General features: G+C 59.2%; 22 protein-coding genes and 1 tRNA gene. 18 read left to right on the top strand and 5 right to left on the bottom strand.

Annotation, left to right across the window (positions count from 1 at the left end):
- Window positions 1-8 precede the first annotated feature (8 nt).
- The 3 genes from ACR65W_RS07155 to ACR65W_RS07165 are packed head-to-tail and all read left to right on the top strand — an operon-like array spanning window position 9 to window position 2,929.
- Entirely contained in the window at window positions 9-932 is a 924-nt protein-coding gene (locus ACR65W_RS07155; protein ID WP_434501116.1) for a response regulator, read from the top strand.
- Window positions 933-945: 13 nt separating this feature from the next.
- Window positions 946-1,575 carry a PAS domain-containing protein gene (locus ACR65W_RS07160; RefSeq protein ID WP_434501117.1) on the top strand — a complete coding sequence of 210 codons (630 nt, stop codon included), beginning with the start codon at window positions 946-948 and terminating at the stop codon, window positions 1,573-1,575.
- Window positions 1,576-1,633: 58 nt separating this feature from the next.
- Window positions 1,634-2,929, top strand: coding sequence for an ATP-binding protein (locus ACR65W_RS07165; RefSeq protein ID WP_434501118.1), 1,296 nt, complete (start codon window positions 1,634-1,636; stop codon window positions 2,927-2,929).
- A gap of 16 nt (window positions 2,930-2,945) precedes the next feature.
- Here ACR65W_RS07165 and ACR65W_RS07170 read toward each other — a convergent pair whose 3' ends face one another.
- Both ACR65W_RS07170 and ACR65W_RS07175 read right to left on the bottom strand, forming a co-directional pair.
- Window positions 2,946-3,173 (bottom strand): YbdD/YjiX family protein, encoded by a 228-nt coding sequence (locus ACR65W_RS07170; protein ID WP_434501119.1) that lies wholly within the window; start codon window positions 3,171-3,173, stop codon window positions 2,946-2,948.
- Complete coding sequence (locus ACR65W_RS07175) at window positions 3,139-5,193, bottom strand: carbon starvation CstA family protein (protein ID WP_434502420.1); 2,055 nt, start codon at window positions 5,191-5,193, stop codon at window positions 3,139-3,141. The genes ACR65W_RS07170 and ACR65W_RS07175 overlap by 35 nt, the downstream gene beginning before the upstream one ends.
- A gap of 78 nt (window positions 5,194-5,271) precedes the next feature.
- On the opposite strand from ACR65W_RS07175, the gene ACR65W_RS07180 reads away from it, so the two are divergent.
- The 13 genes from ACR65W_RS07180 (at window position 5,272) to ACR65W_RS07240 (ending at window position 16,382) form a co-directional block, all read left to right on the top strand.
- A tRNA-Ala gene (locus ACR65W_RS07180) sits at window positions 5,272-5,347 on the top strand.
- A 131-nt stretch (window positions 5,348-5,478) separates the two neighbouring features.
- Window positions 5,479-8,088: an EAL domain-containing protein gene (locus tag ACR65W_RS07185; protein WP_434502422.1), complete on the top strand. Its 2,610-nt coding sequence runs from the start codon at window positions 5,479-5,481 to the stop codon at window positions 8,086-8,088.
- A gap of 328 nt (window positions 8,089-8,416) precedes the next feature.
- Window positions 8,417-8,611 carry a YjfB family protein gene (locus ACR65W_RS07190; protein WP_434502424.1) on the top strand — a complete coding sequence of 65 codons (195 nt, stop codon included), beginning with the start codon at window positions 8,417-8,419 and terminating at the stop codon, window positions 8,609-8,611.
- Window positions 8,612-8,628: 17 nt separating this feature from the next.
- Window positions 8,629-9,810 (top strand): GNAT family N-acetyltransferase, encoded by a 1,182-nt coding sequence (locus ACR65W_RS07195; RefSeq protein ID WP_434502426.1) that lies wholly within the window; start codon window positions 8,629-8,631, stop codon window positions 9,808-9,810.
- 220 nt (window positions 9,811-10,030) lie between these two features.
- Window positions 10,031-10,294, top strand: coding sequence for a (2Fe-2S) ferredoxin domain-containing protein (locus ACR65W_RS07200; RefSeq protein ID WP_434502428.1), 264 nt, complete (start codon window positions 10,031-10,033; stop codon window positions 10,292-10,294).
- A gap of 15 nt (window positions 10,295-10,309) precedes the next feature.
- Complete coding sequence (locus tag ACR65W_RS07205) at window positions 10,310-10,711, top strand: hypothetical protein (protein ID WP_434502430.1); 402 nt, start codon at window positions 10,310-10,312, stop codon at window positions 10,709-10,711.
- Between the two features lie 49 nt (window positions 10,712-10,760).
- Complete coding sequence (locus ACR65W_RS07210) at window positions 10,761-11,042, top strand: antibiotic biosynthesis monooxygenase family protein (RefSeq protein ID WP_434502432.1); 282 nt, start codon at window positions 10,761-10,763, stop codon at window positions 11,040-11,042.
- 47 nt (window positions 11,043-11,089) lie between these two features.
- The gene (locus ACR65W_RS07215) at window positions 11,090-12,124 is read left to right on the top strand and encodes an AAA family ATPase (RefSeq protein ID WP_434502434.1); all 1,035 of its coding nucleotides are present in this window, start codon (window positions 11,090-11,092) and stop codon (window positions 12,122-12,124) included.
- 17 nt (window positions 12,125-12,141) lie between these two features.
- The gene (locus ACR65W_RS07220) at window positions 12,142-13,005 is read left to right on the top strand and encodes a DUF58 domain-containing protein (RefSeq protein ID WP_434502436.1); all 864 of its coding nucleotides are present in this window, start codon (window positions 12,142-12,144) and stop codon (window positions 13,003-13,005) included.
- Window positions 13,006-13,049: 44 nt separating this feature from the next.
- Window positions 13,050-13,913, top strand: coding sequence for a hypothetical protein (locus ACR65W_RS07225; protein ID WP_434502438.1), 864 nt, complete (start codon window positions 13,050-13,052; stop codon window positions 13,911-13,913).
- Entirely contained in the window at window positions 13,910-14,893 is a 984-nt protein-coding gene (locus tag ACR65W_RS07230) for a vWA domain-containing protein (RefSeq protein WP_434502440.1), read from the top strand. The genes ACR65W_RS07225 and ACR65W_RS07230 overlap by 4 nt, the downstream gene beginning before the upstream one ends.
- Window positions 14,878-15,414, top strand: coding sequence for a hypothetical protein (locus tag ACR65W_RS07235; protein WP_434502442.1), 537 nt, complete (start codon window positions 14,878-14,880; stop codon window positions 15,412-15,414). The genes ACR65W_RS07230 and ACR65W_RS07235 overlap by 16 nt, the downstream gene beginning before the upstream one ends.
- Window positions 15,411-16,382 (top strand): vWA domain-containing protein, encoded by a 972-nt coding sequence (locus tag ACR65W_RS07240; protein WP_434502444.1) that lies wholly within the window; start codon window positions 15,411-15,413, stop codon window positions 16,380-16,382. The genes ACR65W_RS07235 and ACR65W_RS07240 overlap by 4 nt, the downstream gene beginning before the upstream one ends.
- Window positions 16,383-16,390: 8 nt before the next feature.
- Here ACR65W_RS07240 and ACR65W_RS07245 read toward each other — a convergent pair whose 3' ends face one another.
- Both ACR65W_RS07245 and ACR65W_RS07250 read right to left on the bottom strand, forming a co-directional pair.
- Window positions 16,391-16,780, bottom strand: coding sequence for a DUF4186 domain-containing protein (locus tag ACR65W_RS07245; RefSeq protein ID WP_434502446.1), 390 nt, complete (start codon window positions 16,778-16,780; stop codon window positions 16,391-16,393).
- A 4-nt stretch (window positions 16,781-16,784) separates the two neighbouring features.
- Window positions 16,785-17,759 (bottom strand): quinone oxidoreductase family protein, encoded by a 975-nt coding sequence (locus tag ACR65W_RS07250; RefSeq protein ID WP_434502448.1) that lies wholly within the window; start codon window positions 17,757-17,759, stop codon window positions 16,785-16,787.
- A 386-nt stretch (window positions 17,760-18,145) separates the two neighbouring features.
- Between ACR65W_RS07250 and ACR65W_RS07255 the strand changes: the two genes are divergently transcribed.
- Together ACR65W_RS07255 and mdoH are read left to right on the top strand one after the other, a co-directional pair.
- Window positions 18,146-19,849 carry a glucan biosynthesis protein G gene (locus ACR65W_RS07255; RefSeq protein WP_434502454.1) on the top strand — a complete coding sequence of 568 codons (1,704 nt, stop codon included), beginning with the start codon at window positions 18,146-18,148 and terminating at the stop codon, window positions 19,847-19,849.
- Entirely contained in the window at window positions 19,822-22,392 is a 2,571-nt protein-coding gene (mdoH, locus tag ACR65W_RS07260) for a glucans biosynthesis glucosyltransferase MdoH (RefSeq protein ID WP_434502450.1), read from the top strand. The genes ACR65W_RS07255 and mdoH overlap by 28 nt, the downstream gene beginning before the upstream one ends.
- 143 nt (window positions 22,393-22,535) lie before the next feature.
- Here mdoH and epsL read toward each other — a convergent pair whose 3' ends face one another.
- Window positions 22,536-23,828 carry an XrtB/PEP-CTERM-associated polysaccharide biosynthesis outer membrane protein EpsL gene (epsL, locus tag ACR65W_RS07265; protein ID WP_434502452.1) on the bottom strand — a complete coding sequence of 431 codons (1,293 nt, stop codon included), beginning with the start codon at window positions 23,826-23,828 and terminating at the stop codon, window positions 22,536-22,538.
- Window positions 23,829-23,992: the final 164 nt, after the last annotated feature.

Here is a 23,992-nt window from a genome sequence, read left to right on the forward strand (position 1 = left end):
ATCGGCCGATGCTCGAGACCGTCGCGATTGCCGAAGACGAACAGGACTTGCGTGAGCTGCTCGCCGAGTTTCTATCGACGAACGGCTATCGCGTTCTCGCGGCGCCGAGCGCCGCGGAATTCCGCGCCATGGTGGAATTCGAGGCGATCGATCTCGCCATTCTTGACATCAACATGCCGGGCGAAGACGGGCTGTCGCTCGCGAGATGGCTGAATGCGCGCGGCTCCACGGGCATCATCTTCGCAACAGCGGTCAATTCGGCGATCGACCGCATCGTCGGGCTCGAATCGGGCGCCGACGACTATGTCACCAAGCCTTATCACATGCGTGAAATGCTGGCGCGTATCCGCGGCCTGCTGCGGCGCAGAAAGATGGCGCGCGCCGCCCTCGCCGGCAAAAGGCTGGCGGCGATCACGTCGATCGACATCGTCGGCTACACGCGCTTGATTCAATACGACGAGCATAACGGATTGGCGCTTATCGACCGGTTCTTTCGCGACGTCGTCACGCAATCGCTTCCTCGCCGCTCCGGAAGTTTATTCAAGATGCTCGGCGACGGCGCGCTGATCGATTTCGCCAGCGTGCACAACGCGATCGAATGGGCCGTAGAATGCCAGACGGAAACGCGTGCTTATGCGACGGCGCATGGGCACGCGCAAACGCTGCAGTTGCGCATCGGCGTGGCGGTTGGCGACGTGGTCGTTCGGAACGGAGACCGCTTCGGCGAAGTCGTGGCGCTCGCCGCGCGCATACAGGAAGCCGCGCCGGCCGGTTCGGTGATGATTTCGGATGTGGCGCACGCGATGACGCGCGGGAATATTCGCAAGGACTTCGTGGCGCGACGGCACGCGCTCAAAAATATCGCCGAGCCGGTGCAGTTGTGGCTGCACGAGATCTCCAGCGCGGCGCTCAATGAGCGCGCATCAAATTGAGAGAGCGCCTCAAATGAATATCCAGCAAGGGGCGACGCAAGCGCCGGTGACCGGCGGCGCGCTGCTGCAGGCGTTGTTCGACGCTATGCCAGGCCGCGCCGCCTTTCTCGACGTGGAGCTACGTTATCGCTACGTCAATCGCGAGTTTCTCTTGGCGCTCGGAGCGACAGAGGATTGCGTCATCGGGAAGTTCGTCGATGACGTTTTGGGCGCCCAGGCGGCCAGTCTTTACAAAGCGGCGATGCAAAATCTTTCGGCGAACGAACCGCAACGCCTGCGCCGTTTCGTTGACGACGCTGACGGCGCCCCTCGTTGGATCGAAGAGGAACTCAGGCCGTTCACGCCCGGCGGGGTCATGCAGGGCGTCGTCTGCGTCGCGCGCCCGCTGGCCGACGCCGAGCAGCAGTGCGAAAGCGATCGGCTGGAATTGCTGGAATCGCACAGGACGCGAGAGGCGATTCATGCGGCGGTGGTCGACTCCGCCCTGGATTGTATCGTCGTCATCGACGCGCAAGGCCGTGTCGTCGAGTTCAACCCTGCGGCTTCGACGACATTCGGCTATTCGCGCGAGCACGCGATCGGTAGGACCGTCGCCGAACTGATCGTCCCTGTGGAAGCGCGATCATCACAACAGTGGGCTTGAGCGCTTCCGAGCGGGCGGGCCGGCCTCCGTTATCGGGCGGCGCGTCGAATTGGAGGCGATGCGCGCCGACGGTTCGCGCATTCCCGTCGAATTAGCGATCACGGCGGTTGGTTCGGGCCCAAGCGCTCTCTTCACTGCGCATCTTCGCGACCTACGTCCGGCGCGAGAAGCGCAGGCGCAAATCGAAGGTCAAAGAGAAGCGCTCTATCAAAACGAAAAGCTCGCAGCCCTTGGGTCGCTCCTCGCCGGTGTGGCGCATGAACTCAACAATCCGCTCTCCATCGTCATCGGACAGGCGCTCATGCTGCGCGAGGCGGCTCAGTCGCATGCGAGTTTCGACAAGCATTTTGAGGAATTTGCGGAACGCGGCGCGAAAATCGAGACAGCCGCCAACCGCTGCGCGCGAATCGTCAAGGTTTTCCTGGCCATGGCCCGTCAGCGCGAGGCGGAACGCGGAAGGGTGGAGATTCCCGATCTCGTCGAGCGCGTGCTCGAACTGCTTTCGTATGGACTGCGGACGGCCGGCATCGAGGTGACCAAGGACGTCCCTGCGGACCTGCCGCCGCTCTTGGCCGACAGCGACCAGTTGCATCAGGTGCTGCTCAATCTGGTGGTGAACGCCAAGCAGGCGCTCGAAGCGCAGCCGGCGCCACGACGGATTTCGATCGTCGCGCGCGCCGATCAAGCGGCCCAGACGCTCGATCTCCACATTTCCGACAATGGGCCGGGCGTTCCAGACGCTATCCGCAGCCGCATTTTCGATCCTTTCTTCACGACGAAGCCGCAGGGGGTGGGAACCGGAATCGGACTTGCCGTTTCGCGCGGTCTCATCGAGTCGCACGCAGGTTCGCTCACTCTGGAGCCGCCGCAGCCGGGCGCGGGCGCTGTTTTCGCGATCAGGCTGCCGATCGACGCATTGAGCATCGAAAACGCCGCCGTTGACGAAAATGCGGCGGCGGCGACGCAGCGGACGATCAAGCAGAGGCGTGCGCTGATCGTGGACGACGAAGTCGAAATCGCAGGCCTGCTCGGCGAAATTTTGCGACGGCTCGGCTTCGACTGCGAGATCGCGACGAGCGGCGACCACGCGAAACAAGCGATCGCCGCGCGGCCGGCGGACCTCATTCTCTGCGACATCCGTATGCCCAACGGCGACGGCCCGGCTTTTTACGACTGGCTCAGCGTCGAACATCCGCAGATGACCAACCGTATCGCCTTCGTCACCGGCGACGTCTTGGGTCCCGGCGCAGATCGCTTCATCGCGCGTTCGGGGTGTCCAATCATAGAGAAACCCTTTACGCCGGAGGACATCCGCCTCGTCGCTGATTTATTGTGCGACGACGCGGCGGCGTGAAGCAGCTCGACGAGATTCAACAGCAGCGAAACGCGCGTTCGCCGCCCGCGCCAAAACGCGCATTCTCGCGCGCCCGGAAAAACTCGTCGCGCGTCATGATCGGCGCGCCTTCGTGCTGGGCGCCCACATGCGCGACATAGGCGTCGTAGTCGCCTTGGCCGACCATCAGCTTCGCGCCGTCGCGCAGCTTGCGCGCGAGACGATTGAGATCAAGCCCCGGCAGGCTGCAGATCGTGCAATTCATCCTCGGTCTCCCGCGTTGTGACATGTTGCGCGGCGCGCGCGGCGCGAATGGCTCGGATCGCGAAGCCGAGCATCGCCAGAACCAGCGTCACGTAAATCCCGCAAAGCGTGGCGTCGACATAGTCGTTGAAGATGACGCGCTGCATCTCGGCGAGCGTCTTCGCCGGCGCGAGCAGCTGATCCCTATCGGCGGCGGCGGCAAATTTTCTCGCATGCGCCAGAAAGCCGATGCGCGGATCGTCATGGAAGATTTTCTCGAAGGCCGCCGTCAGCGTGCAGATATAGAGCCACGCCGTCGGCGCGATGGCGACAAAGGCGTAGCGCTCGCGCTTCATCCGATAGAGCACGACGACGCATAGCGTCAGCGCGATCGCTGCGAGCATCTGGTTGGCGATGCCGAACAGCGGCCACAGCAGATTGACGCCGCCGTTGGGGTCGATCACGCCGATATAGAGGAAATAGCCCCAGGCGCCGACCACGATACCGCTGGTCAGGATCACCGAAGGCATCCACGAGGTCTGCCCCAGCTTCGGCCAGAAATTGCCCAGCATGTCCTGCAGCATAAAGCGGCCGACGCGCGTGCCGGCATCCAGCGTGGTCAAAATAAACACCGCCTCGAACATGATCGCAAAGTGGTACCACAGCGCCAGCATGCCGTTGCCGAACGCATTGCCGAAAATACTCGCCATGCCCACCGCCAGCGACGGTGCGCCGCCGGTACGCGCGAACAGCGTGGTTTCGCCCATCTGCTTCGCCAGCGACGCCATTTGCTCGACCGTCACCGGAAAGCCCCATGCGGAAATCGTCGCCACCGCGGCTGCGGCCTCCTTGCCGACAATGCCTGCCGGGCTATTGATGGCGAAGTAAACGCCGGGCTCCAGCACCGTGGCCGCAATCAGCGCCATGATGGCGACAAAGGATTCCAGCGCCATGCCGCCGTAGCCGATCATGCGGATGTCGCGCTCGTTGGCGAGCAGCTTGGGCGTGGTGCCGGAAGCAATCAACGCATGGAAACCGGAAATCGCCCCGCAGGCGATGGTGATGAATACGAACGGGAACAGCGTGCCGCCGAAAATCGGCCCGGTGCCATCGATGAACTGCGTCAGCGCCGGCATCTTGATCTCGGGCTGGAGGATGGCGATGGCGATGGCGAGCAAAATCACCGTGCCCAGTTTCATGAACGTGGAAAGATAATCGCGCGGGGCCAGCAGCAGCCACACCGGCAGAATCGCCGCCGCGAAGCCGTAGGCAATCACGCCCCAGGCCAGCGGCAATCCTTCATGATCGAACAACGCGCGCAGCGTTGCGTTGTGATCCACCCAACCGCCACCGACCACCGCCAGCAGCAACAGAATCACCCCCAGCAGCGAGCCTTCCAGCACCCGTCCCGGTCGGATATTGCGCATGTAAAGACCAACGATCATCGCGATGGGTATCGTCGCCGCCACCGTGGAAGTCGCCCACGGACTGTGTTTCATCGCATTGACGACCACCAGCCCCAACACTGCGATCAGGATGATCATGATGGCAAACGTACCGATCAGCGCCGCGAACCCACCTACCGGCCCCAGCTCGTCGCGCGCCATCTGCCCCAGGCTGCGCCCGTCGCGCCGCATCGAGAAGAACAGCGTAACCATGTCCTGCACGCAGCCGCCGATGACCGCGCCCACAAGGATCCACAAGGTACCGGGAAGATAGCCGAACTGCGCCGCCAGCGTCGGGCCGACCAGCGGCCCCGGCCCGGCAATCGCGGCAAAATGATGGCCGAAGACGATCCACTTGTTGGTCGGAACAAAGTCGCGCCCGTTGTCGAAACGCTCGGCCGGCGTTGCCCGCGTCTCATCCAGTGTCAATACTTTCGCTGCGATCCAGGCGGCATAAAAACGATAGGCAATCGCGTAAACGCATACCGCCGCCGTGATAAACCAGATGGCATTGATGCTCTCGCCGCGATTCAGCGCGATGCCGCCGACCGCCGATGCCCCGAGCAAAGCCACCGCCAGCCAGACGATGTTCCCCATGAGACTCTTCATTTTTCAGGCTATCCTGTTGGTTTTATACGCAATGGTTTGCAAGTATAATTCAGGCGTCACCGCTATGGGCCGGTAGCTCAGCTGGGAGAGCGTCGCGTTCGCAATGCGAAGGTCGGGAGTTCGATCCTCCTCCGGTCCACCAAACCCCGGAAAGTGCTTTATCGGTGCATGCGTGGTCGGTCGATGATGCTTTACCCTCGGCCATCGACCCATTCATCATGCATCAACAGGCCGACAGGAAAAATTTATAACAATCAATCGGAAGCACTACTGATGATCGGCATGTACCGCAAAGCCCTGGAACTGCTCAATACCCTGCGAGGATATGTGTTTGTTGCCACCATCGGCATTGCGTCGATGGTTTTTCTCGGCGCCACCTTCGCCTCTTCCCTGCTTTACGAAAAGCTGTTCGCGGAAATCACGCAGGAAACCGCCAGGGAAATCTCCCGCCATAATTTCAACGTGCTCTCGCAATCCCTGGGTGGCGGTGCATCGCACCAGCAAATCCTGGCGGCGGCCGCCGCCAGCAAACTCGCTTTTTCGTCCTCTATCGACAAATTGGACGTGTATCGCAGCATCAATGTCGACAATCTGTACGGCCGAGTCCAGTCTGCCCCGGCCAGCCGGGATGTGCTGCAAGCCATGGCGAGCGGCAAGGAAATCGTCACCCAGACCAAGGACCATGTCCGTTTCGCCTATCCGGTCAAGGCGAAACAAAGCTGCCTGGGCTGCCACGTCAACAGCCGCGAAGGGGAAGTGCTGGGCGTCATCACCTCGCAGCACCGCCTGGAGGCGGTGACGCCCAGGGTGCGCATCTATTACGTCGGCCTCTTCCTGCTGCTGGGGTCGCTGGTGCTGCTGACGACCGCCGCCATTACGGCCTTTGCCGGCAGGCGAATCCAGCGTTCGACGGATTTGTTCCGCAACAAGGTGGAGTTGATTCATTCCGTCAAGGATTTCGGCCAGTTCGATGTCCGCAGCGTCGATTTCGGCTTCGACGAATTCAACCAGACCTTCGACAACGTCGCCCTGCTGGTGGAGAAAATCCGGCGCGTGGCGGTGGACAAGAACGTGCTCGAATTCGAGATCCGGCTGCTCGAGAAATTCATCATCACCTCGAACGTGGTGAAGGACTGGCGCGAGTTCATCAAGACCCTGCTGCTGGACATCAACCCGATCATCGACGCCTATGCACTGGTCACGATTTTCCGCATCGAGGAGGAATCCTACGAGTGCGAGGTTTTCTGGCGCCACACTCCTTCCGACGCCACCGTGCAATTATTCGAGGAGTACCTGCACAAGCAGCTTCGCGACAATCCGTTCCTCCACGGCGCCACGCTGTTGCAAATCGCCCACAACATTGCCGATAAAGATCACTCACTGCACGAGCTGAGCACCCAGGACATCGAGCTGCAAACCAAATCCCTGCTGCTGGAAACGCCAAGGATCGGCGGCATCGTCGGCATCGGCGTGCAATCGACCCTGGCGCTGGACGAGGTGCGCAGCATGGTGATCGGCAGTATTCTGACCACGCTGCTCAACCTGGTGGGGTCAGTCAAGGCCATTTACAAATACACCAAGGATCTCGAGTACTACGCCACGCGCGACCCGCTCACTCATCTCTACAACCAGCGCATGTTCTGGGAACTGCTGGGATATGAGGTCGGGCGGGCAAAACGGCATCATCACCAGTTTGCCGTAATGATGCTCGACCTGGACAATTTCAAGACGATCAATGACCGCTTCGGCCATCATTTCGGCGACTCCTTCCTGCAAGCATTCACCGAACTGCTGCATGGCGCGGTCAGGGACGGCGATTTGCTGGCCCGTTACGGTGGGGACGAATTCTGTGTCATCCTGCCCGAGACCAACGACACCCAGGCACACACGGTGGCGCAGCGCATCGCGGAACTGCTCGATGACTTTTCCATGGCGACCCCGGACGGCAACCGCATCAAGGCCACCACCTCGATAGGCATCGCCATCTGCCCCAACCACGGCGACGACCCAAAGGACCTGTTCCTGGTTGCCGACAACATGATGTACAAGGCCAAGAAATCCGGCAAAAACGCCATCGCCATCCCCAGCGAAGACGAAATGGCGGAAGTGTTCAGGAAGGCCGGCGAGAAAAGCATCATGATCCAGAACGCGCTGGATCGGGGGAAAATCGTGCCGTTCTTCCAGCCCATCTGCAACGCTGCCAGTGGCGAGATCGTCATTCACGAACTGCTGATGCGCATCCAGTTGGGCGACCAGGTTGTGACTGCCAACGATTTCATCGAGGAAGCCGAAAGCATGGGCATCGTCCACAAGATGGACTACCAGCTGATAGAGAAGGCCTTCATCCAGATCAAAGAGCAAGACTATCAGGGCATGCTGTTCATCAACCTTTCGCCCAAGGCGCTGATCGTCGGGGAATTCGTCGGGCGGGTGCATCGTCTGGCGATGGAATCCGGCATCGAGCCCAGCCGCATCGTCTTCGAGATTACCGAACGTGAAACCGTCAGCAACCTGAGTCTGCTGGAGAAGTTCGTGCTCGACATCAAGCTGCAAGGCTTCAGCTTCGCCATCGACGATTTCGGCTCAGGCTATTCGTCGTTCCAATACATCAAGCGCTTCCCCGTCGACTACATCAAGATCGAGGGCGAATTCATCAGGAACATGCTGCAGGACGAGGTCTACCTGGCCTTCATCAAGAGCATCGTGACACTGGCCAAGGAATTGAAAATCAAGACCATTGCAGAATATGTCGAGGACGGCGAAATTCTGGAGGCGGTGAGCGATCTGGGCATCGATTTCGCGCAGGGCTACCATATCAGCCGCCCTTCGCCGCACCTCCATGCTTCCAGCACGGTTGTCGGATCGGATTGGGCGGTGGAATAATCCCCGGAACGGCATGCTCGCCGATGGCGATTCAGCCATCTGCTTTCTTGGTGCTCGCAAAAAACTCATCCGAAGGATCACCTTCGGATGACTCGGCATTTCTTATTGTTGGCTGATTAGAATTGTTTGTGGGCGATTCTAGGGGGCAGTGGTCGGTTTTACACCCATCAGAACTGATAGGTGCGGGAACTCGATAAATGCATTAGCCGAACTTCTCTTTGCGTTGCAGGGAATTTGCTTCTGTATGCGGTGGTCGAAATAAGTGGAATACTTGGTGCCTGTTCTTGAAGGCATTGCCTCATCATTCATTTGCTAGCGAGAGGTCATCATGGACGTGAATAATATCGCCAGCCTGGTGACGGCTATGGCAAACCAGCGGACTGCGGATGCGATTGGCATTGCCATGCTGAAAAAGACACTGGATATTCAAGCCAGCAGCACCCTGACATTGATCGACACCCTGCAACAACCGGCGGCGGCCAACCCGCCGCATCTCGGAGACACCATCGACACCTCGGCCTGATTGCGGCCAGGGTTGCCATGGCGGACGATGCCTCAAACAATAGCGCCCGGAGGCCAAAACTGAGCCCCACGTTCCGGGTGTTCGACAGCATTGCCGAGATCACTTCTCAAGACTGGAACCGGCTGGCGGGAACCCAACCTTTTCTGCAACACGCCTTTCTCCGCGCCCTGGAGGATACCGGCTGCGCCAGCCTTGAAACCGGCTGGATGCCACAGCACATGACGTTGTGGCTGGGGACTTACCTGGTCGGGGCGATGCCGATGTACGTGAAGCATCATTCCTATGGCGAGTATGTGTTCGACTGGGGTTGGGCCGATGCATACGAGCGCAGCGGTCTTTCTTATTACCCGAAACTATTGTCCGCGATACCGTTCACGCCTGTAGCCGGATCGCGTCTGCTGGCCGAGAACGACGATTGCCGGAAGTTGTTGGTGGTCGCCGCGGTGAACTATGCTCGCAACGCAGGACTGTCCTCGTTCCACTGCCTGTTTCCTGCCGAAAGCGAGCGCGCCATTTTTGAGGATGCGGGATTGATGATCCGCGAGGGTGTGCAGTTTCACTGGACCAATCCGGGCTATCGCAACTTCGAGGATTATCTGGCGGCGATGAGTCACGACAAGCGCAAGAAAATCCATCAGGAGCGGCGCAAGATTCACGAGAGGGGCATTGTTTTCCGGCATTTTACCGGGGCAGAAATTACCGAGCAGGACTGGTCGTTTTTTACCGATTGCTACATCAATACTTACCGCGAACATCGCTCCATGCCCTACCTGACGCTGGAATTCTTCATCGAGCTTGGGCGCAGGATGCCGGACAGCGTGCTGCTGATTCTGGCCAATGACGGCAATTCGGATATCGCCGCGTCGCTCAATATCTTCGATAACGAAGCGATCTATGGCCGTTATTGGGGATCGCAGCAGTATTTCCCCGGCCTGCATTTCGAGACCTGCTATTACCAGACCATTGAGTTCTGCATCGCTCGCGGCATCAAGACGTTCGAGGGCGGCGCGCAAGGGGAGCACAAGCTGGCGCGGGGGTTTTTACCTACTAAAACCTATTCCGCGCACTGGCTGGCGCATCCTGGATTCTCCGGTGCAATAGAGGAATTCCTGGCGCGCGAATCGCTGCATATGCGCGACTATATCGGCGAGCTCAACGAGCACAATCCGTTCAAAACCTCGCATCAGAACCAAGAGTAGTATTCATCCACCGAGTCCGGGCCGGCTGACTGCGGGCGCGGCGGATGAGTACTACTGAAATAGGCTCTAAGCCGTATACCGCCGGCTTTCTCGAACATCCGTTCAAACCCGTTAAAAATTCACACGCAAGCTATTGCAAAGAATATACAGGTCTGTATAGTTCGATACGAATGTATACAGACCTGTATCCATCAACGCATACCCATGAGATAGGCCGCCCATGAAGCTTCTTGTCTGTACGCAGTTGCGCCATCCGCCAAATCCGCGCTCCTGCGGGAACAGCGGAAGCCGAACGACGGCAGCGCAACTGGAAGAGACGATCCGGCGAGCGGGTTTGCCTGTCACGGTGGAGCAATCTGCCTGCATGAGTATGTGCATCAATGGCCCTAACGTTCGGCTGATGCCTGCCGGAAAGACCTGGCATCGCGTGAACGAAGAAGCCATAGCCGAAGTCGTTACGTTTTTACAAGCAATAACAAACTAAACAGGGAGAACTCTCATGGAAATTCTGCTGATTGCCGGTATTTTTCTCGTCTTCTGCTCACTCACCTGCGCGTGGCTGGGCACTTTCGCACGCTGGTTCCCGGTTCCGGGAGTGGACGGCGGAGTGATCAAAGACTACGGCCTACTCATCAAGGCGCACATCGACTATATTCTGATGGCCATCCTCAACCTCGGTTTCTATTCCGTTGCAAAGGCCGCCAGCATCGAATTACCGGTTGAAGCTTGCTGGCTGATCGCCATCGGCGGCTTCACCAATCCCACTGTTTTCACCATCGCCATGCTCAAGCCGGATTTCTGGCAATTCATGTGGGCCAAGATGTACACCGCGGCCACGTTCGTGGTCTCCACCGTCGGGTTCGTCTGGGCCGGGATCGTAATCCTCCAGGCCACCGTATAAGGCAAGTGGCGGCAATGCCGCCCATTATTGACAGGATCAAGGAATACGCATGATTACCATCGGCATGAACTACGACGTCCTTCCGGGCAAGCAACAGGAGTTCGAGAGCGCCGTGCAAGGCGTGATGAATGCCCTGAACAAAGCATCCGGCCATGCCCGCTCGCTGCTCTATCGCGACTGCGCGCAAGACAACAGCTATCTCATCATGTCCGAGTGGACAGACGAGGCCGCCTTCCATTCGTTTGTCGGTTCGGAAGCTTTTCGTAACGTCGCCAACTGGGGATCGAGCAACATCCTGAACGGGCGTCCGCGCCATCAGTTGTATCGTTGATTCCGCGTCCACAACGCACCCCATTTTTAGCCCACCAAGGAATTCCCATGTCCCAACCACTGGATAACCGGCTCACCGACTGGCGCAGTCATGCCCTGAAGCTGGAAAACGAAGTCAAGAACGTCATCGTCGGCCAGGACAAAGCCATTCGCCTGATGAACGTCGCGATCTTCGCGCGCGGACACGTACTGCTGGAAGGCGGCGTCGGCGTCGGCAAGACCACCCTGCTACAGTCCATCACGCGCGGCATCGGCGGCGCGTACGAGCGTATCGAAGGCACCGTGGACCTGATGCCCAACGACCTGATCTATCACACCTTTCTGGGGCCGGATGGTCGCCCGCAGATCGACGAAGGCCCGCTGCTACGCGCCGGCGAAAACCTGTCGGTGTTTTTCTTCAATGAAATCAATCGCGCCCGTCCGCAAGTGCATGCGCTGATGCTGCGCATGATGGCCGAACGCCACGTGCATGCCTTCAAGCGCGAATACCGCCTGCCGCACATGCTGGTATTCGCCGACCGCAACCAGGTGGAAAAAAACGAAACATTTGAGATTCCTTCCGCGGCACGCGACCGCTTCATGATGGAAATTCCTGTCGAGATTCCATCCGACCGCGAGCTGCGCAAGTCGCTGATGTTCGACACCCGATTCCAGCACGCCGAAGAGCTGACGCAGCAGGTCGAGCCGGAACTCCTGCACTTCGACCAGCTCAACGACTTCTCGCGCACGCTGCAGGAGCATGTGCGCGCCAGCGACGCGATCAAGGAGTACGCGCTGGATCTGTGGGAAGCGACGCAGCATCCCGAGAAGTTCGGCGTCAAGATGGACAGCGTAGACGTGCATCGTCTGATCCACACCGGCGCAAGCCCTCGCGGCATGGGCATGCTGCTCAAGGCGGCGCGCGTGCACGCCTGGCTGATGGAGCGCGACAGCCTGTACCCCGAGGACATCCACGCGGTGTTCCACGAAATCGTTGCGCACCGGCTGGTCTTCCATTCGATGTACGAGATGCGTCGCACGGCGCTGGCGCGCGAACTCACGGCGCACATCCTCGGCAGTGTCGCAGTTCCTGCCAAGGGCTAGGGCGTGTTCACACTAACATGATTCCGTCCTACGCCAAACCGTTCACCTACGCCATCCCGTGGCGCTCCAGCAGCGTCCATTTCGGCGGACACAAGGGCACGCAACGCGGGCTGGGGTTCGAATATCGCGGCAATGTGCCACTGGTGGATTATCCCGATGCACGCCGCATGGATTTGCGCCAATCGCTGCGTGATCCCTTCGAGCAGGTACAGGTCAGGCTGCACAACCAGGACAACACCACCCCGGTGTTCGCGGTGTGCGACCTGTCCGGCTCGATGCAGTACGCGGGCCGTCGGCGCAAACTGGACATCGCCAGGGAAATCGCGGCGTCGGCGGCCTGTTCGGCACACGAGGCCGGCGACCTGTTCGGCTTTGTCGGCTATCACAGCCAGGTGGAAGAACCGCTGCTCCTGCCGCTCGGCGCGCATGTGCACCAGGCGTTCGAGATCATCGAACAGCTGGGCGATTTCAGACGCCTGAATGTCGGGCCACAAGGCATCCTCGAAGTCCCGCAATACCTCAGCCAGCATCGCGGGCTGGTGTTCTGGATTTCCGATTTCCACATGCCGCTGGAGCTGATCGCCGAGGCATTCAACATGATGTCGATGCATCAGGTGATTCCCGTCGTGTTGTGGGACGAGCGCGAATACAAGGCGCTGCCCCGCTTCGGGTTCGGCAACCTGATCGACCCGGAAACCGGGCGCAACCGTGTCATCCTCTTCCGCGAGGCCGTGCGCGCCCAGTTCGAGGCGGCTTTCGCGGCACGGCGCGAGGCACTGGAAGATATGTTCGAACGCTTCGACAGCCCCGGGCATTTCATCGAAGGCGACTTCGATGCCGATGCCATGTCCCACTACTTTGAGCAATACATGAGCTTATGACCCCACTTTTCAGGAAACTTCTCTGCACGGTCGTTCTGATACTGTTGACGCAGACCGCCCACGCGGAACAGGCGGCGCGCGTCGTGCAACTGGTCAACCCCGTCCAGAGCACCGGCATCCGCATCGGCGACATCATGGAGCGTACCGTGGTGCTGGAGGCCCCCGCGCCCTACCAGCTTTCGCAGAGTGCGCTGCCGATGAAAGGCGTCAACCGCAATGGCATCGAACTGGCCGACCTGCGCATTGAAAAGAAGCAAGCCGGACAAACCAACCGTTATGCCGTTACTTTGCGCTACCAGGTGTTCGGCCATGCCAGCGCACCGGCCGTGCTGACGCTGCCGGAAGAGACGTTTGCGTTGACCGGCGGCCCCCAGGGACTGGCACTTAATATCCCGGCCTGGCGTTTCTGGTATTCGTCGCTGGCAATCGCGGACATCTCCACGGCCAAAGGCAATCTGCAGCCGCAGTTCCGCCCTTCCGCCATCGATGTCGCAAGCCATCGGGCGCGGCTGATTGGCTTTCTCGCACTGCTGGTTGTCGCCGCACTGGCGCTGGCCTACTACAACGCCGACAGCCGCTGGCTGCCGTTCATGAACGGCCCGTTTGCACAGGCGCATCGTCGCATCAAGCGCTTGCCGGCCAAGGACGGACACGCCTGGAAGACGGCGCTGGCGACCCTGCATGAAGCATTCAACCGCACACATGGCAGCAACCTGTTCGCGGCGGACATCGACGCTTTCGTGGAAAAACATCCGCAGTTCTCGCGTGCGCGTGCCGACATCGAGGCGTTCTTCGTACACTCCGGCCGCGCGCTGTTCTCCGAGCCGCCGCAGGACACCCATGCATTCGTGAAGGACATGACGGCATTCGGCAAGCAACTGCGCGATTGCGAGCGGGGGGCAGCATGACCTTGCTGCATCCCTGGGCGCTGTTGCTGCTGCCCCTCGCCCTCACCCCATTCTGGCTCAAGAGCCGTCAGGGGCAGATGTACTCCTGGCTGGAGATGGTGCCGCACGACCGCGTTTCCGAGACTGCCGACACCACCGTGCGTGCACTGGTCGCGCTGCTGCTCGCCGCTATCGTACTGGCGCTGGCCGGGCCGCAGGGGCCGGACATCAAGGTGCAGAAGGTCGGCAAGGGCGCACAGACGGTCGTGGTGATCGACCGCAGCGTCAGCATGGAACACCCGTTCGCCGGCGATTCGACCAGCGGCCGTACCGCCGAGGTGAAAGCCACGGCGGCGCGACGCCTGATTACCGATTTCATCAATGCCCGGCCGGACGACATGATAGGCGTGGTGGCCTTTACCAATGCCGCGCTGCACGGCGTGAAGATCACCAGCAACCGCAAGGCGGTGTTCGCGGCGATCAACGCCGCCACCAGCGCCGGCATCAACCAGACCAACATCGGGGCGGGCATCACCGAAGGCGTCTCGCTGTTTGACGACATTCCCAGCTCGGGTTCGCGCGCCATCATTTTGCTGTCCGATGGCGCAGGCAAAATCAGCCCGCGCGTGAAGCAGAAAATCCACGAGCAACTGACAAGCAAGAAACTCAATCTCTATTGGATCGTGCTGCGCGAGCCGGACGACATCAGCATCTTCGGGCAGAACCCGGCTTACACACCGGAATCCATGCCGGCGGTGCTGGAGCTGGACCAGTACCTCAAGTCGCTCAAGATCAAGTACCGCGCCTACGAGGCAGACAACCCGACCGCGCTGCAATCGGCGCTGCGCGACATCGACGCGCGCGAGAAAAACGTGATCCAGTATGCCGTCAGCATGCCGGGGCACGATTACGCGCGCGACCTGATCCTGCTGGCGCTGGGCCTCTGCGTACTGTTATTCATCGTCAAGAATTTGAGAGTGAATTCATGGAAAACCGCCTGAAAAGAAAAAACATCGTGCTGGGACTGTTGCTTGCTGCCGGACTGGCCGGCACGGCTTACGAGGCTTACCAGACCAGGCGCATCGAGGGCATCAACGCTGCTCTGGCCGCCGGTCGGCTGGTCAAGGACGAAGCCTATCCGTTCCAGACAAAGTACTCCGCGGCTTACGACCAAGGCCGGCGCCAGGATTACAAGCATGCCATCCAGACCTATGGGCAACTGCTGGAAATGGCCCCTGAAACTTCCGAGCGTGCGCGCATCCAGTTCAACATCGCCAACAACCTGTTTTTATCCGGACTGGAACGCCGGGTGAACGACGACGGCACCCTCAAGGATGAAGCGCGTCATGCCTTCGCCCAGGCGCGCATGGGCTATGAACAAGCATTGCGCAGCGATCCCGGCTTGCGTGCCGCCAAGTTCAACCTGACTCTGGTGCACGGGGTCATGCCCGCCGGGACCAAGGGCGCAGCGAAAGAGCAATCCGGGATGGAGCTCAGCAACCTGCCGATTGGATTGCCATGAGAGAGCTGGTCGATTTCCTGCGCGCGCACCACGAGTCGGCGCTGTTCGCCGGCGCGGCGCTGCTGCTCGCGCTGGCGCTGGTCAAGCCGCAGATACCGCTAAAGCAGGAGGTGCACAACTACCTGCTGGTCGCCGACGTGTCGCAGAGCATGAATGCCGAGGACGTGAAGCTGAACAGCCAGAACGTGAGCCGCATGGCCTATACGCGCCATCTGATGAAGCGCGTGGTCGAAACTTCCCCTTGCGGCACCTACATCAGCGTGGGCGTGTTTGCCGCCGAGAACGTCGCACTGCTGTTCATGCCGCTTGAAGTGTGCGCTAACTATGACGAAATCACCGAATCCATCGAGCATCTGGAATGGCGCATGGCGTGGTCGGGCAACAGCCGTCTGAGCTTCGGCGTCAAAGCGGCGGCGAACGTGTTCGATGCGCTGAATACGCCCGCGAAGATGCTGTTTTTCACGGACGGCGACGAAGCCCCTAAGGTCAACGCAATCAACAAACTGGATCTTTCCGGCGTGCAGATCGGCCAGAACGTGGTGTTCGTCGGCGTCGGCGGACATACGCCGGTGGCGATCCCGCGCTTTAACGCGGCCAACAAGTGGGTCGGTTACTGGTCTGCGGACGCCAAGGAGCATGGCGCGGTCGGCGCATCCTATTCGGACACCAGCAAGGACGAACCGGACCCGGAAGTGGCCTATGCCGAATTCGACCGTTACCTGTCGCAACAGGATGCGGAATACCTCAAGTTGCTGGCGCAGGAAATCAAGGGCAGCTATATCGAAGGCCAAGATACCGACGCGTTCTACGATTTCGTGCAGTCGCAGACTCCGGCGGCCAGCTTCGTCACAGAGTATTCGCTGCGCTGGGTATACCTGAGCCTGGCAGGACTATTGGTGCTGCTGACATTCCTGCCCGATTTGCGCGGCTTCTGGCAGGGCTGGCGCGAGAAACGCAGCACACGCTAGCCGCGTCATCACCACTCGAAACCCGATTGCCGGGGCGGCGGCAGCGGTTCGGCCTGCTTCCGCAGCCAACGTTCCAGCGTCGCCAGCACGTGCTGCGTCTCTTCCGGCGTCAACGCGCGGCCCGGCGGAATGTCGTGCCATTTTTCCAGACAACCGCGACAGCAGCAGGCGGTGGCATGCTGGGCGACGAATACCGGATGGCCGCGCATCGGCGTCTGCTGGCCGTCGTTGGGGATGACCGCCGGCGCAAGGCGTTTCGCGATGAAATCCTGCGCGTGCAGCATCACCAGCGGCAGGCCCTTGTCGCGCAGGTATTCCACATCGCCGCCCTTCAGGCGGAATTTGCGCCGGAAATCCGACCGCGCCAGCGCGGCGAAGAGATCGTCGAGGTCGCGCATGAAATCAGGGAATCAATATGCCGGCGCCGGTCGTCTTGCGCGCTTCCATGTCGCGATGCGCTTCTGCCGCATTCGCCAGCGCATAGCGTTGTCCGATGTCGATTTTCACCTGCCCGCTGTGCACGATATCGAACAGTTCCTGTGCCGTGGCTTCCAGATCGCTACGCCTAGCGGTGTTGCTGAACAGCGAAGGACGGGTGAAAAAAAGCGAACCCTTCTGCGTCAGCAGGCCGGGGTCGAATGGCGGCACCGGGCCGGAAGCGTTGCCAAAACTGACCATCATGCCCAGCGGCTGCAGGCAATCCAGCGAGCCGAGGAATGTGTCCTTGCCGACCGAGTCGTAAACGACGCGCACACCGGTACCATGAGTGATTTCGCGTACCCGCTCGACGAAATTTTCCGTGCGGTAATCGATGCAATGATCGGCGCCGTGCGCGCGGGCGAGCGCGCATTTTTCTTCCGAGCCCGCAGTGCCTATTACTGTAGCGCCGAGCGCCTTCAGCCATTGGCAGGCGATCAGCCCGACCCCGCCGGAGGCAGCGTGAAACAGCACCGTGTCGCCCGCTTGAACCGCATACGTGCGGCGGATCAGGTATTGCACCGTCATGCCTTTCAGCATCATGGCTGCGGCCTGCTCATAAGAAATATCCTCCGGCAGCATGCATAACCGGTCCGCGGGCATGTTGCGCACTTCGCAATACGAACCGATCGGCCCGCCGGCATAGGCGACGCGGTCACCGGGCTTTACCCATGTCACGCCTTCGCCTATCGCTTCGACCACGCCGGCTCCCTCATTGCCTGCGCCGGACGGCAAGGGCACCTTGTAGAGCCCGCTGCGCTGGTAAATGTCGATGAAATTGAGCCCAATGGCATGGTGGCGCACGCGGGCCTCGCCGGGGCCGGGCGCGGCCACATCAATATTTTCGACCCGCAGGACCTCAGGTCCGCCAGTTTCGTGAAAACGTAGGGTGATGGTCATAAAGGCTCCTTTTTTTCAAATGCTGAAATCCCATTTCATTATGGGCGGTTTTTGCCACTGTCATCATCAATATCCGCGACTATACCGCTCCAATGCCTCTGCATGACGCTGAGCTCTGCTTGAGGCCCGGGCAAGCTCCGCTTGTCAGTAAATTCCTATAAGTCTTTGCGATTTTAGACGATGCCTTGGCGACAATGCCGTTTAGAGCCCATTTCAGCAATAAAGCCAAAAAAGAACCTCAAAACCTGTCGCCGATCCACGACCAGTGGGCAATAAAGATCATGCAATATCATGTTTTAATTCGTTTTTTTATGTCTCGATAAGGAGACAAATCTTGAAAATCACATCTTTTAAGCCATGCTCGGATTGTCGGGGCCTTGAAAACGATGCCATCACGGCCTGATCGCACCATTAATAATCAAAAACTTACAAATGATTTTGCGTGCCGAACCCCTTCTTTTGAGCTGGCACTCTTCTTGCCTAGTAATACAGATCAATTCGGAGATTTTGTTGTGCAAAAACAATACATATTAATTAACGATAAAAACAATAATTTGAACTCGTTACACCTTTTCTTTTATTACCGCTTCGCGGAATACATGGCTTTTGCCGGTTTTTTGTTGCTGTGGAGCCACACTGCGTTTGCCTTTGATTTCAACGATGTCGCCAAGCGCGCCGAGCAGTTGTCTGCGACGCCATTCAAGAAAGCCGACACCAGCCTGCCCAAGGACCTGGAAACTATTGATTACGACAAATTCAGGGATATTCGTTTCAAACCGGAAAAATCCCATTGGCGTAGTGCCAATCTGCCTTTCGAGCTGACCTTCTTTCATCAGGGCTGGCACTACAACCAGTCGGTCAGGATCAATGAGATCAATAGCCAGGGTGTGCAGGAAATCAAGCTGGACCCTGCCGATTTCGATTACGGCGCCAACAAATTCAACACCAAGGCATGGAAGGACGTAGGGTTCTCCGGCTTCCGCGTTCACTTCCCGATCAATACCCCGCAATACAAGGATGAAGCTCTGGTATTCCTCGGCGCCAGCTATTTCCGCGCGCTGGGAAAAGGTCAGATATACGGGCTATCGGCGCGAGGATTGGCCATCGACACGGCAATGAGCTCCGGTGAGGAGTTTCCCCGTTTCGTCGAATTCTGGCTGGAACGTCCCAGCATGTTCAGCAAGCATCTGGTGATCTACGGCCTGCTGGATTCGCCGCGTGCCGTCGGTGCCTATCGCTTCGTCATCACGCCAGGCGCGAACACGACCATGGATGTCTACAGTCGCCTGTTCATGCGCGACAACGTTGGCAAGCTAGGCATCGCGCCGCTGACCAGCATGTATTTCTTCGGCGAAAACAACAAGGCACCGGTCGATGACTTCCGGCCCGAAGTGCACGACTCGGACGGCTTGCAGGTACGCACCGGCAATGAAGAATGGATGTGGCGTCCGCTGGTCAACCCCAAGCGTCTGCTCACTACCTCGTTCTCGACTGTCAATCCGCGCGGCTTCGGCCTGATGCAGCGCGACCGCGATTTCAGCCATTACGAAGACCTGGAGGCGCGCTACGAAAAACGGCCCAGCGCCTGGATCGAACCCAAGGGTGATTGGGGGCCGGGTCGCGTGGAACTGGTGCAGATTCCTTCTCCGGATGAGACTAACGACAACATCGTCGCCTACTGGATTCCGGATACGCCGCCCAAGCCGCGGGTTCCCTACAGCCTGGAATACCGCATCCAGTGGCAGAAGGAAATTGAAACCCGGCCGCCTTCCTCCTGGGTAGTGCAAACACGGCGCGGCAACAGTTACGTCAAGCATCCGGACGGCAGCATCGGCTTCATTCTCGAATTCGACGGCCCGGGGCTGCGCAAAATGAGCACGGAAGCCAAGATGGAAGCCGTCGTGTCCATCGACGACAACGGCCAGCTCGTTGAAAACACGCTTTATCCCAATGTTGTCACCGGCACGTGGAGGCAATCCATCCGCGTGAAGCGCGTGGACAACAACAAACCCATCGAACTGCGCAGCTATCTGCGCAGCAACAACACGGCGATCTCAGAGACATGGACCTACATACTTCCCCCCGATTGAGCGGGTCCGCATTAGCGGCCTGCGAACGATATCTCGACCAGCTTCCGGTGGATACGGAGTTGCGCCAGTCGGTATTGCGCAAGGTTGCCGAATCCGAAGACGCTGCCGATCCATCATCGGCGCTGATCTGCCTGCACGAGGTGCTGGCCGGCGAAGGCTTCGACCTGAACAACCCTGCCTGGGCTTCGGTCAATCGCCGCCTGCAATTCGCATACGGCAATTCGCTCGCCGAAGACAGGGAAGCAAACCAGCATTACATGGCTGCCGCGTCAGCGGAAACGCCTGATCCCTCCCTGTCTGTCGCGCCGCCGATCAACCGAACGCCGATGGCGCCGGTGTCCTGGCCGCCGAATCCCGTACGCGCGCTGCTGGGCAAGCTGATGAGCTGGCTGCATCTGGGTGTTGCGCAACGTACCGGCAAAGTCACGCCTGATTCTCCCGATCCGCGCGGTCATTGGCATCACGTAGCCAGCATGCGCCGCACGGTGCTGATTCTGCTGATCCTGGCCCAAACCGCCATGGCGACGTATTCCATGATGGCAGTGCTGCCCTATCACGGCGAAAAACCTTTGGAACTGGCGGTACTGTCGCTATTCGCAATACTTTGCGCCTGGGTCTCGGCCGGATTCTGGACAGCGCTGATGGGTTATTACGTGCTGCAATTCGGCGGCGACAACCATGCGATTTCAAAAAGCGCCGCCGAGGATACGCCTATCGCGCCCGACGCCCGCACCGCGATCATCATGCCCATCTGCAACGAGCATGTGGCACGCGTCTTCGCCGGCCTGCGCGCGACTTACGAGTCGCTGGAAAAAACGGGAAATCTGCAGCACTTCGATTTCTATGTGCTAAGCGACAGCAACGATCCCGACACCCGCGTTGCCGAGTCAGAAGCCTGGCTGGAACTGTGTCGCAGCGTCGGCGGCTTCGGGCGCATCTTCTATCGCTGGCGCCAGCACCGGATCAAGAGAAAGAGCGGCAACGTCGCCGACTTCTGCCGCCGCTGGGGCAGCAACTATCGCTACATGGTGGTCATGGACGCGGACAGCGTCATGACCGGCGATTGCTTGTCGCGGCTGGCGCAATTGATGGAAGCCAACCCCAATGCCGGCATCATCCAGACCGGGCCGCACGCGGCCGGACGCGACACCTTCTACGCACGGCTGCAGCAATTCGCGAGCCGGGTTTACGGCCCGCTCTTTCTCGCCGGCCTGCACTACTGGCAATTGGGCGAATCCCATTACTGGGGCCATAACGCCATCATCCGCGTCGAGCCATTCATCAAGCATTGCGCACTCAGCCGCTTGCCCGGCCACGGTTCATTGTCCGGCGAAATCCTGTCGCACGATTTCGTCGAGGCAGCCTTGATGCGCCGTGCCGGATGGGCAGTATGGATTGCCTACGACCTGCCCGGCAGTTATGAGGAAATGCCGCCCAACTTGCTGGACGAGCTAAATCGCGACCGCCGCTGGTGTCATGGCAACCTGATGAATTTCCGCCTGTTCTGGGCGCCCGGATTCCACGCAGCCCACCGCGCGGTGTTCGTAACCGGAGTAGTCGCTTACGTTTCAGCATTGCTGTGGCTGGCATTCCTGCTGCTCTCCACCTGGCTACTGGCAGAACACACCCTGGTCGAGCCGGAGTATTTCGTGCAGCCGCAACAGCTATTCCCGATATGGCCGGAATGGCATCCGGAGCGCGCGATGGCCTTGTTCGGCGTCACGGCCACCTGGCTTTTCCTGCCCAAGCTGTTGAGCGTCGCGCTCATCATCATGCGCGGCACACGCCAGTTCGGCGGGACGATACGACTGCTGATCAGCATGCTTGCCGAATGGCTGTTCTCGATGTTGATGGCGCCGATACGCATGCTGTTTCATACGCAGTTCGTCCTGGCTGCCCTGACCGGCCTTAAAATCCAGTGGAAATCGCCGCCGCGCGAAGATGCTGCGACGCCCTGGGCGCTGGCGGCCCGCCGCCACGGATGGCATACGCTGCTCGGCTTCGTCTGGGGAGCAGCCGTCTACTGGCTCAATCCGTCATTCCTGCTGTGGATGCTGCCCATCCTGGGCGCGCTGATATTCTCGATTCCGATTTCGGTTTACACCAGCAGCCCGGAATTCGGCCGCAAGCTGCGCAGGCTCGGCTTCTTCCTCATTCCTGAAGAAGCCAACCCGCCGGCGGAATTGCGTAGCGTGCAATCGGAAATGGGGTACGCGACCAAACAACACGACTTCAGCGAGGCGGTCACCAACCCAGGCGTGAATGCCTTGATGTGCTCTTTCGGCACCGTGCGCATTCCGCAGCCCGAGCCTCTGCGCCGCAATCGCCAGCGTCTGGTGGATATGGCCCTGCGCAATGGCCCGGATGCACTGAGCATCCAGGAAAAGATGATCCTGCTCAACGACGTCCATGCCTTGTCGCACCTGCACTTCCAGGTATGGTCCTCGCCTTCCGCGTATCCTGGCTGGTTCAGAACCGAAGTACGCGTCCCGCGCGTCCAGTCCTTCGGCATGGAGGAGTTCGTCAATCCGGCTTACGCCTGAGGACATGGAAAGTAATAAGGCGTGCGGCCATTGGATCGCACGCCTTATTATCAGGGTTCTTCCAGAACTTTGGACGGAGTCAATAAAAAAGCCGGCAAAGCCGGCTTTTTCAATACCCAAATCCGCAAGGGATGAGATTTGATTCAAAACAGGAACTGCGCGTTGATACTGGCCGAATTCGAGTTGTAATCGAAGTCCTCGAAGTTCGAACTCCGCTTGTCGCGCTGCAATATGCCGGTCACGATAATATTGCGGGTAGCCTTCCAGTCTGCGGCAAGCTGAAAGATTTGCAGCTGATCCTGACGCAGCTCCGGGATGGCTGTGATGGCACCGCGGTAGTCGCGATCGCTGTAGTCGTAGCGTGCGCGGAAAGTTGTCTTGGGACTGTATTCCCATACAGGCGCTATCGAGAAGGTCTCCGCGATGTAGTAGCTGTTTTCGTCTTCCTGATAGCTGTAGATGTTGCGCGACAACGATACATTCAGCGAAGTTTTCCCCGTGATTTCCCAGCGATAGAGGAAGCGGCCAGTCATGCCCGAGTAATCGCGGTCATCGAAGTTGTCATGCTCGCGTTTTACATAGGCCAGCTTGCCGTCGATGGTGGATTTTCCGGTGAGGCGCCAGTAAATATTGGCCTCGGTTTCGCTCTGGTCAAAGCCGGTATCGAGTTGCTGAACTGGATCGAGCACGCGTCCACGGAATTCGCCATCCGTCTCTCGCTGCAGCAGCGAGATCCAGTTTTGCGAGAGAGCCACCCACTTGCCCCCCAGCTCGAAACCGTCCTGCTGGTAATCGCCGACCTGTTCGAATTGCTTGCTGTTGCGGGCCCTGACGTCCAGCAGGCCTGCCAACGCATGGAAACCGCCGCCGATATCGCCGTCAACGTTGAACAATCGCACATTGCTGGTCTGCACGTTTTTCTCGGTTTCACGGAATTCGGCGAAGCTGTTCTGTTCCTGCTTCTGCTCGGCCAGCAGGATGCCGCTGATGCGCGGCGTCACATGATAGTGCCAGGCGGCGCTGTAGTTGAAGGCGGTGTAATCGAGAAAGTCGTAAGTCTTGAATCGGTTATCGACCACCATCGCATCGATTACAAATCGTTGCTGCGAGTATGGCTTGTCGATACGTATCCCGGCATTGGTCGAAAAAATCATGTCGGATTTTTGCGAGCGGCCGAGAAACGGCTCCGGATCTTCGGAGCCGGACAGGCGGAACAGGTTGCTGTCGTAGCGTACCTGGCCTCCGAGGATAAAATTCAGCGTATCGGTATTTTCGATCTTGTCGAGCGGATCGGGCGTGTAAACAGTACCCCCTGCGCCGGCAACGGCCGGCGCCAAAGTCAGGATTGAAGTCACAAGAACCTTACCGCAAGTTCCTGGATTCAAGGTCTTGCGAGACATTTTTTGGAAATCACCCGCGCTATCCGAGTTTTCCATCAGATAAGCTCCATTTTCTTAGAAGCTGTCTTAGAAATTCGCGAGAAGGGATGGATGCAAGGCGCCCGGAGCGCAGAAACCGGAATGTACAAGTAGTACATGAGGATTTCGAGCACCGCGCAACGCCGCAGACACCCTTCGCAGCATTTTTTAAGACAGCTTCT

This window comes from Methylocystis sp. (assembly GCF_051062815.1).
Lineage (GTDB): Bacteria > Pseudomonadota > Alphaproteobacteria > Rhizobiales > Beijerinckiaceae > Methylocystis.

What these genes read in the sequence shown, in the direction of transcription:
- ACR65W_RS07155 (WP_434501116.1), top strand. Translation starts at nt 9, where the DNA reads ATGCTCGAGACCGTCGCGATTGCCGAAGACGAACAGGACTTGCGTGAG.
- ACR65W_RS07160 (WP_434501117.1), top strand. Translation starts at nt 946, where the DNA reads ATGAATATCCAGCAAGGGGCGACGCAAGCGCCGGTGACCGGCGGCGCG.
- ACR65W_RS07165 (WP_434501118.1), top strand. Translation starts at nt 1,634, where the DNA reads ATGCGCGCCGACGGTTCGCGCATTCCCGTCGAATTAGCGATCACGGCG.
- ACR65W_RS07170 (WP_434501119.1), bottom strand. Translation starts at nt 3,173, where the DNA reads ATGAATTGCACGATCTGCAGCCTGCCGGGGCTTGATCTCAATCGTCTC.
- ACR65W_RS07175 (WP_434502420.1), bottom strand. Translation starts at nt 5,193, where the DNA reads ATGGGGAACATCGTCTGGCTGGCGGTGGCTTTGCTCGGGGCATCGGCG.
- ACR65W_RS07185 (WP_434502422.1), top strand. Translation starts at nt 5,479, where the DNA reads ATGATCGGCATGTACCGCAAAGCCCTGGAACTGCTCAATACCCTGCGA.
- ACR65W_RS07190 (WP_434502424.1), top strand. Translation starts at nt 8,417, where the DNA reads ATGGACGTGAATAATATCGCCAGCCTGGTGACGGCTATGGCAAACCAG.
- ACR65W_RS07195 (WP_434502426.1), top strand. Translation starts at nt 8,629, where the DNA reads ATGGCGGACGATGCCTCAAACAATAGCGCCCGGAGGCCAAAACTGAGC.
- ACR65W_RS07200 (WP_434502428.1), top strand. Translation starts at nt 10,031, where the DNA reads ATGAAGCTTCTTGTCTGTACGCAGTTGCGCCATCCGCCAAATCCGCGC.
- ACR65W_RS07205 (WP_434502430.1), top strand. Translation starts at nt 10,310, where the DNA reads ATGGAAATTCTGCTGATTGCCGGTATTTTTCTCGTCTTCTGCTCACTC.
- ACR65W_RS07210 (WP_434502432.1), top strand. Translation starts at nt 10,761, where the DNA reads ATGATTACCATCGGCATGAACTACGACGTCCTTCCGGGCAAGCAACAG.
- ACR65W_RS07215 (WP_434502434.1), top strand. Translation starts at nt 11,090, where the DNA reads ATGTCCCAACCACTGGATAACCGGCTCACCGACTGGCGCAGTCATGCC.
- ACR65W_RS07220 (WP_434502436.1), top strand. Translation starts at nt 12,142, where the DNA reads ATGATTCCGTCCTACGCCAAACCGTTCACCTACGCCATCCCGTGGCGC.
- ACR65W_RS07230 (WP_434502440.1), top strand. Translation starts at nt 13,910, where the DNA reads ATGACCTTGCTGCATCCCTGGGCGCTGTTGCTGCTGCCCCTCGCCCTC.
- ACR65W_RS07235 (WP_434502442.1), top strand. Translation starts at nt 14,878, where the DNA reads ATGGAAAACCGCCTGAAAAGAAAAAACATCGTGCTGGGACTGTTGCTT.
- ACR65W_RS07240 (WP_434502444.1), top strand. Translation starts at nt 15,411, where the DNA reads ATGAGAGAGCTGGTCGATTTCCTGCGCGCGCACCACGAGTCGGCGCTG.
- ACR65W_RS07245 (WP_434502446.1), bottom strand. Translation starts at nt 16,780, where the DNA reads ATGCGCGACCTCGACGATCTCTTCGCCGCGCTGGCGCGGTCGGATTTC.
- ACR65W_RS07250 (WP_434502448.1), bottom strand. Translation starts at nt 17,759, where the DNA reads ATGACCATCACCCTACGTTTTCACGAAACTGGCGGACCTGAGGTCCTG.
- ACR65W_RS07255 (WP_434502454.1), top strand. Translation starts at nt 18,146, where the DNA reads ATGCCATCACGGCCTGATCGCACCATTAATAATCAAAAACTTACAAAT.
- mdoH (WP_434502450.1), top strand. Translation starts at nt 19,822, where the DNA reads ATGGACCTACATACTTCCCCCCGATTGAGCGGGTCCGCATTAGCGGCC.
- epsL (WP_434502452.1), bottom strand. Translation starts at nt 23,828, where the DNA reads ATGGAAAACTCGGATAGCGCGGGTGATTTCCAAAAAATGTCTCGCAAG.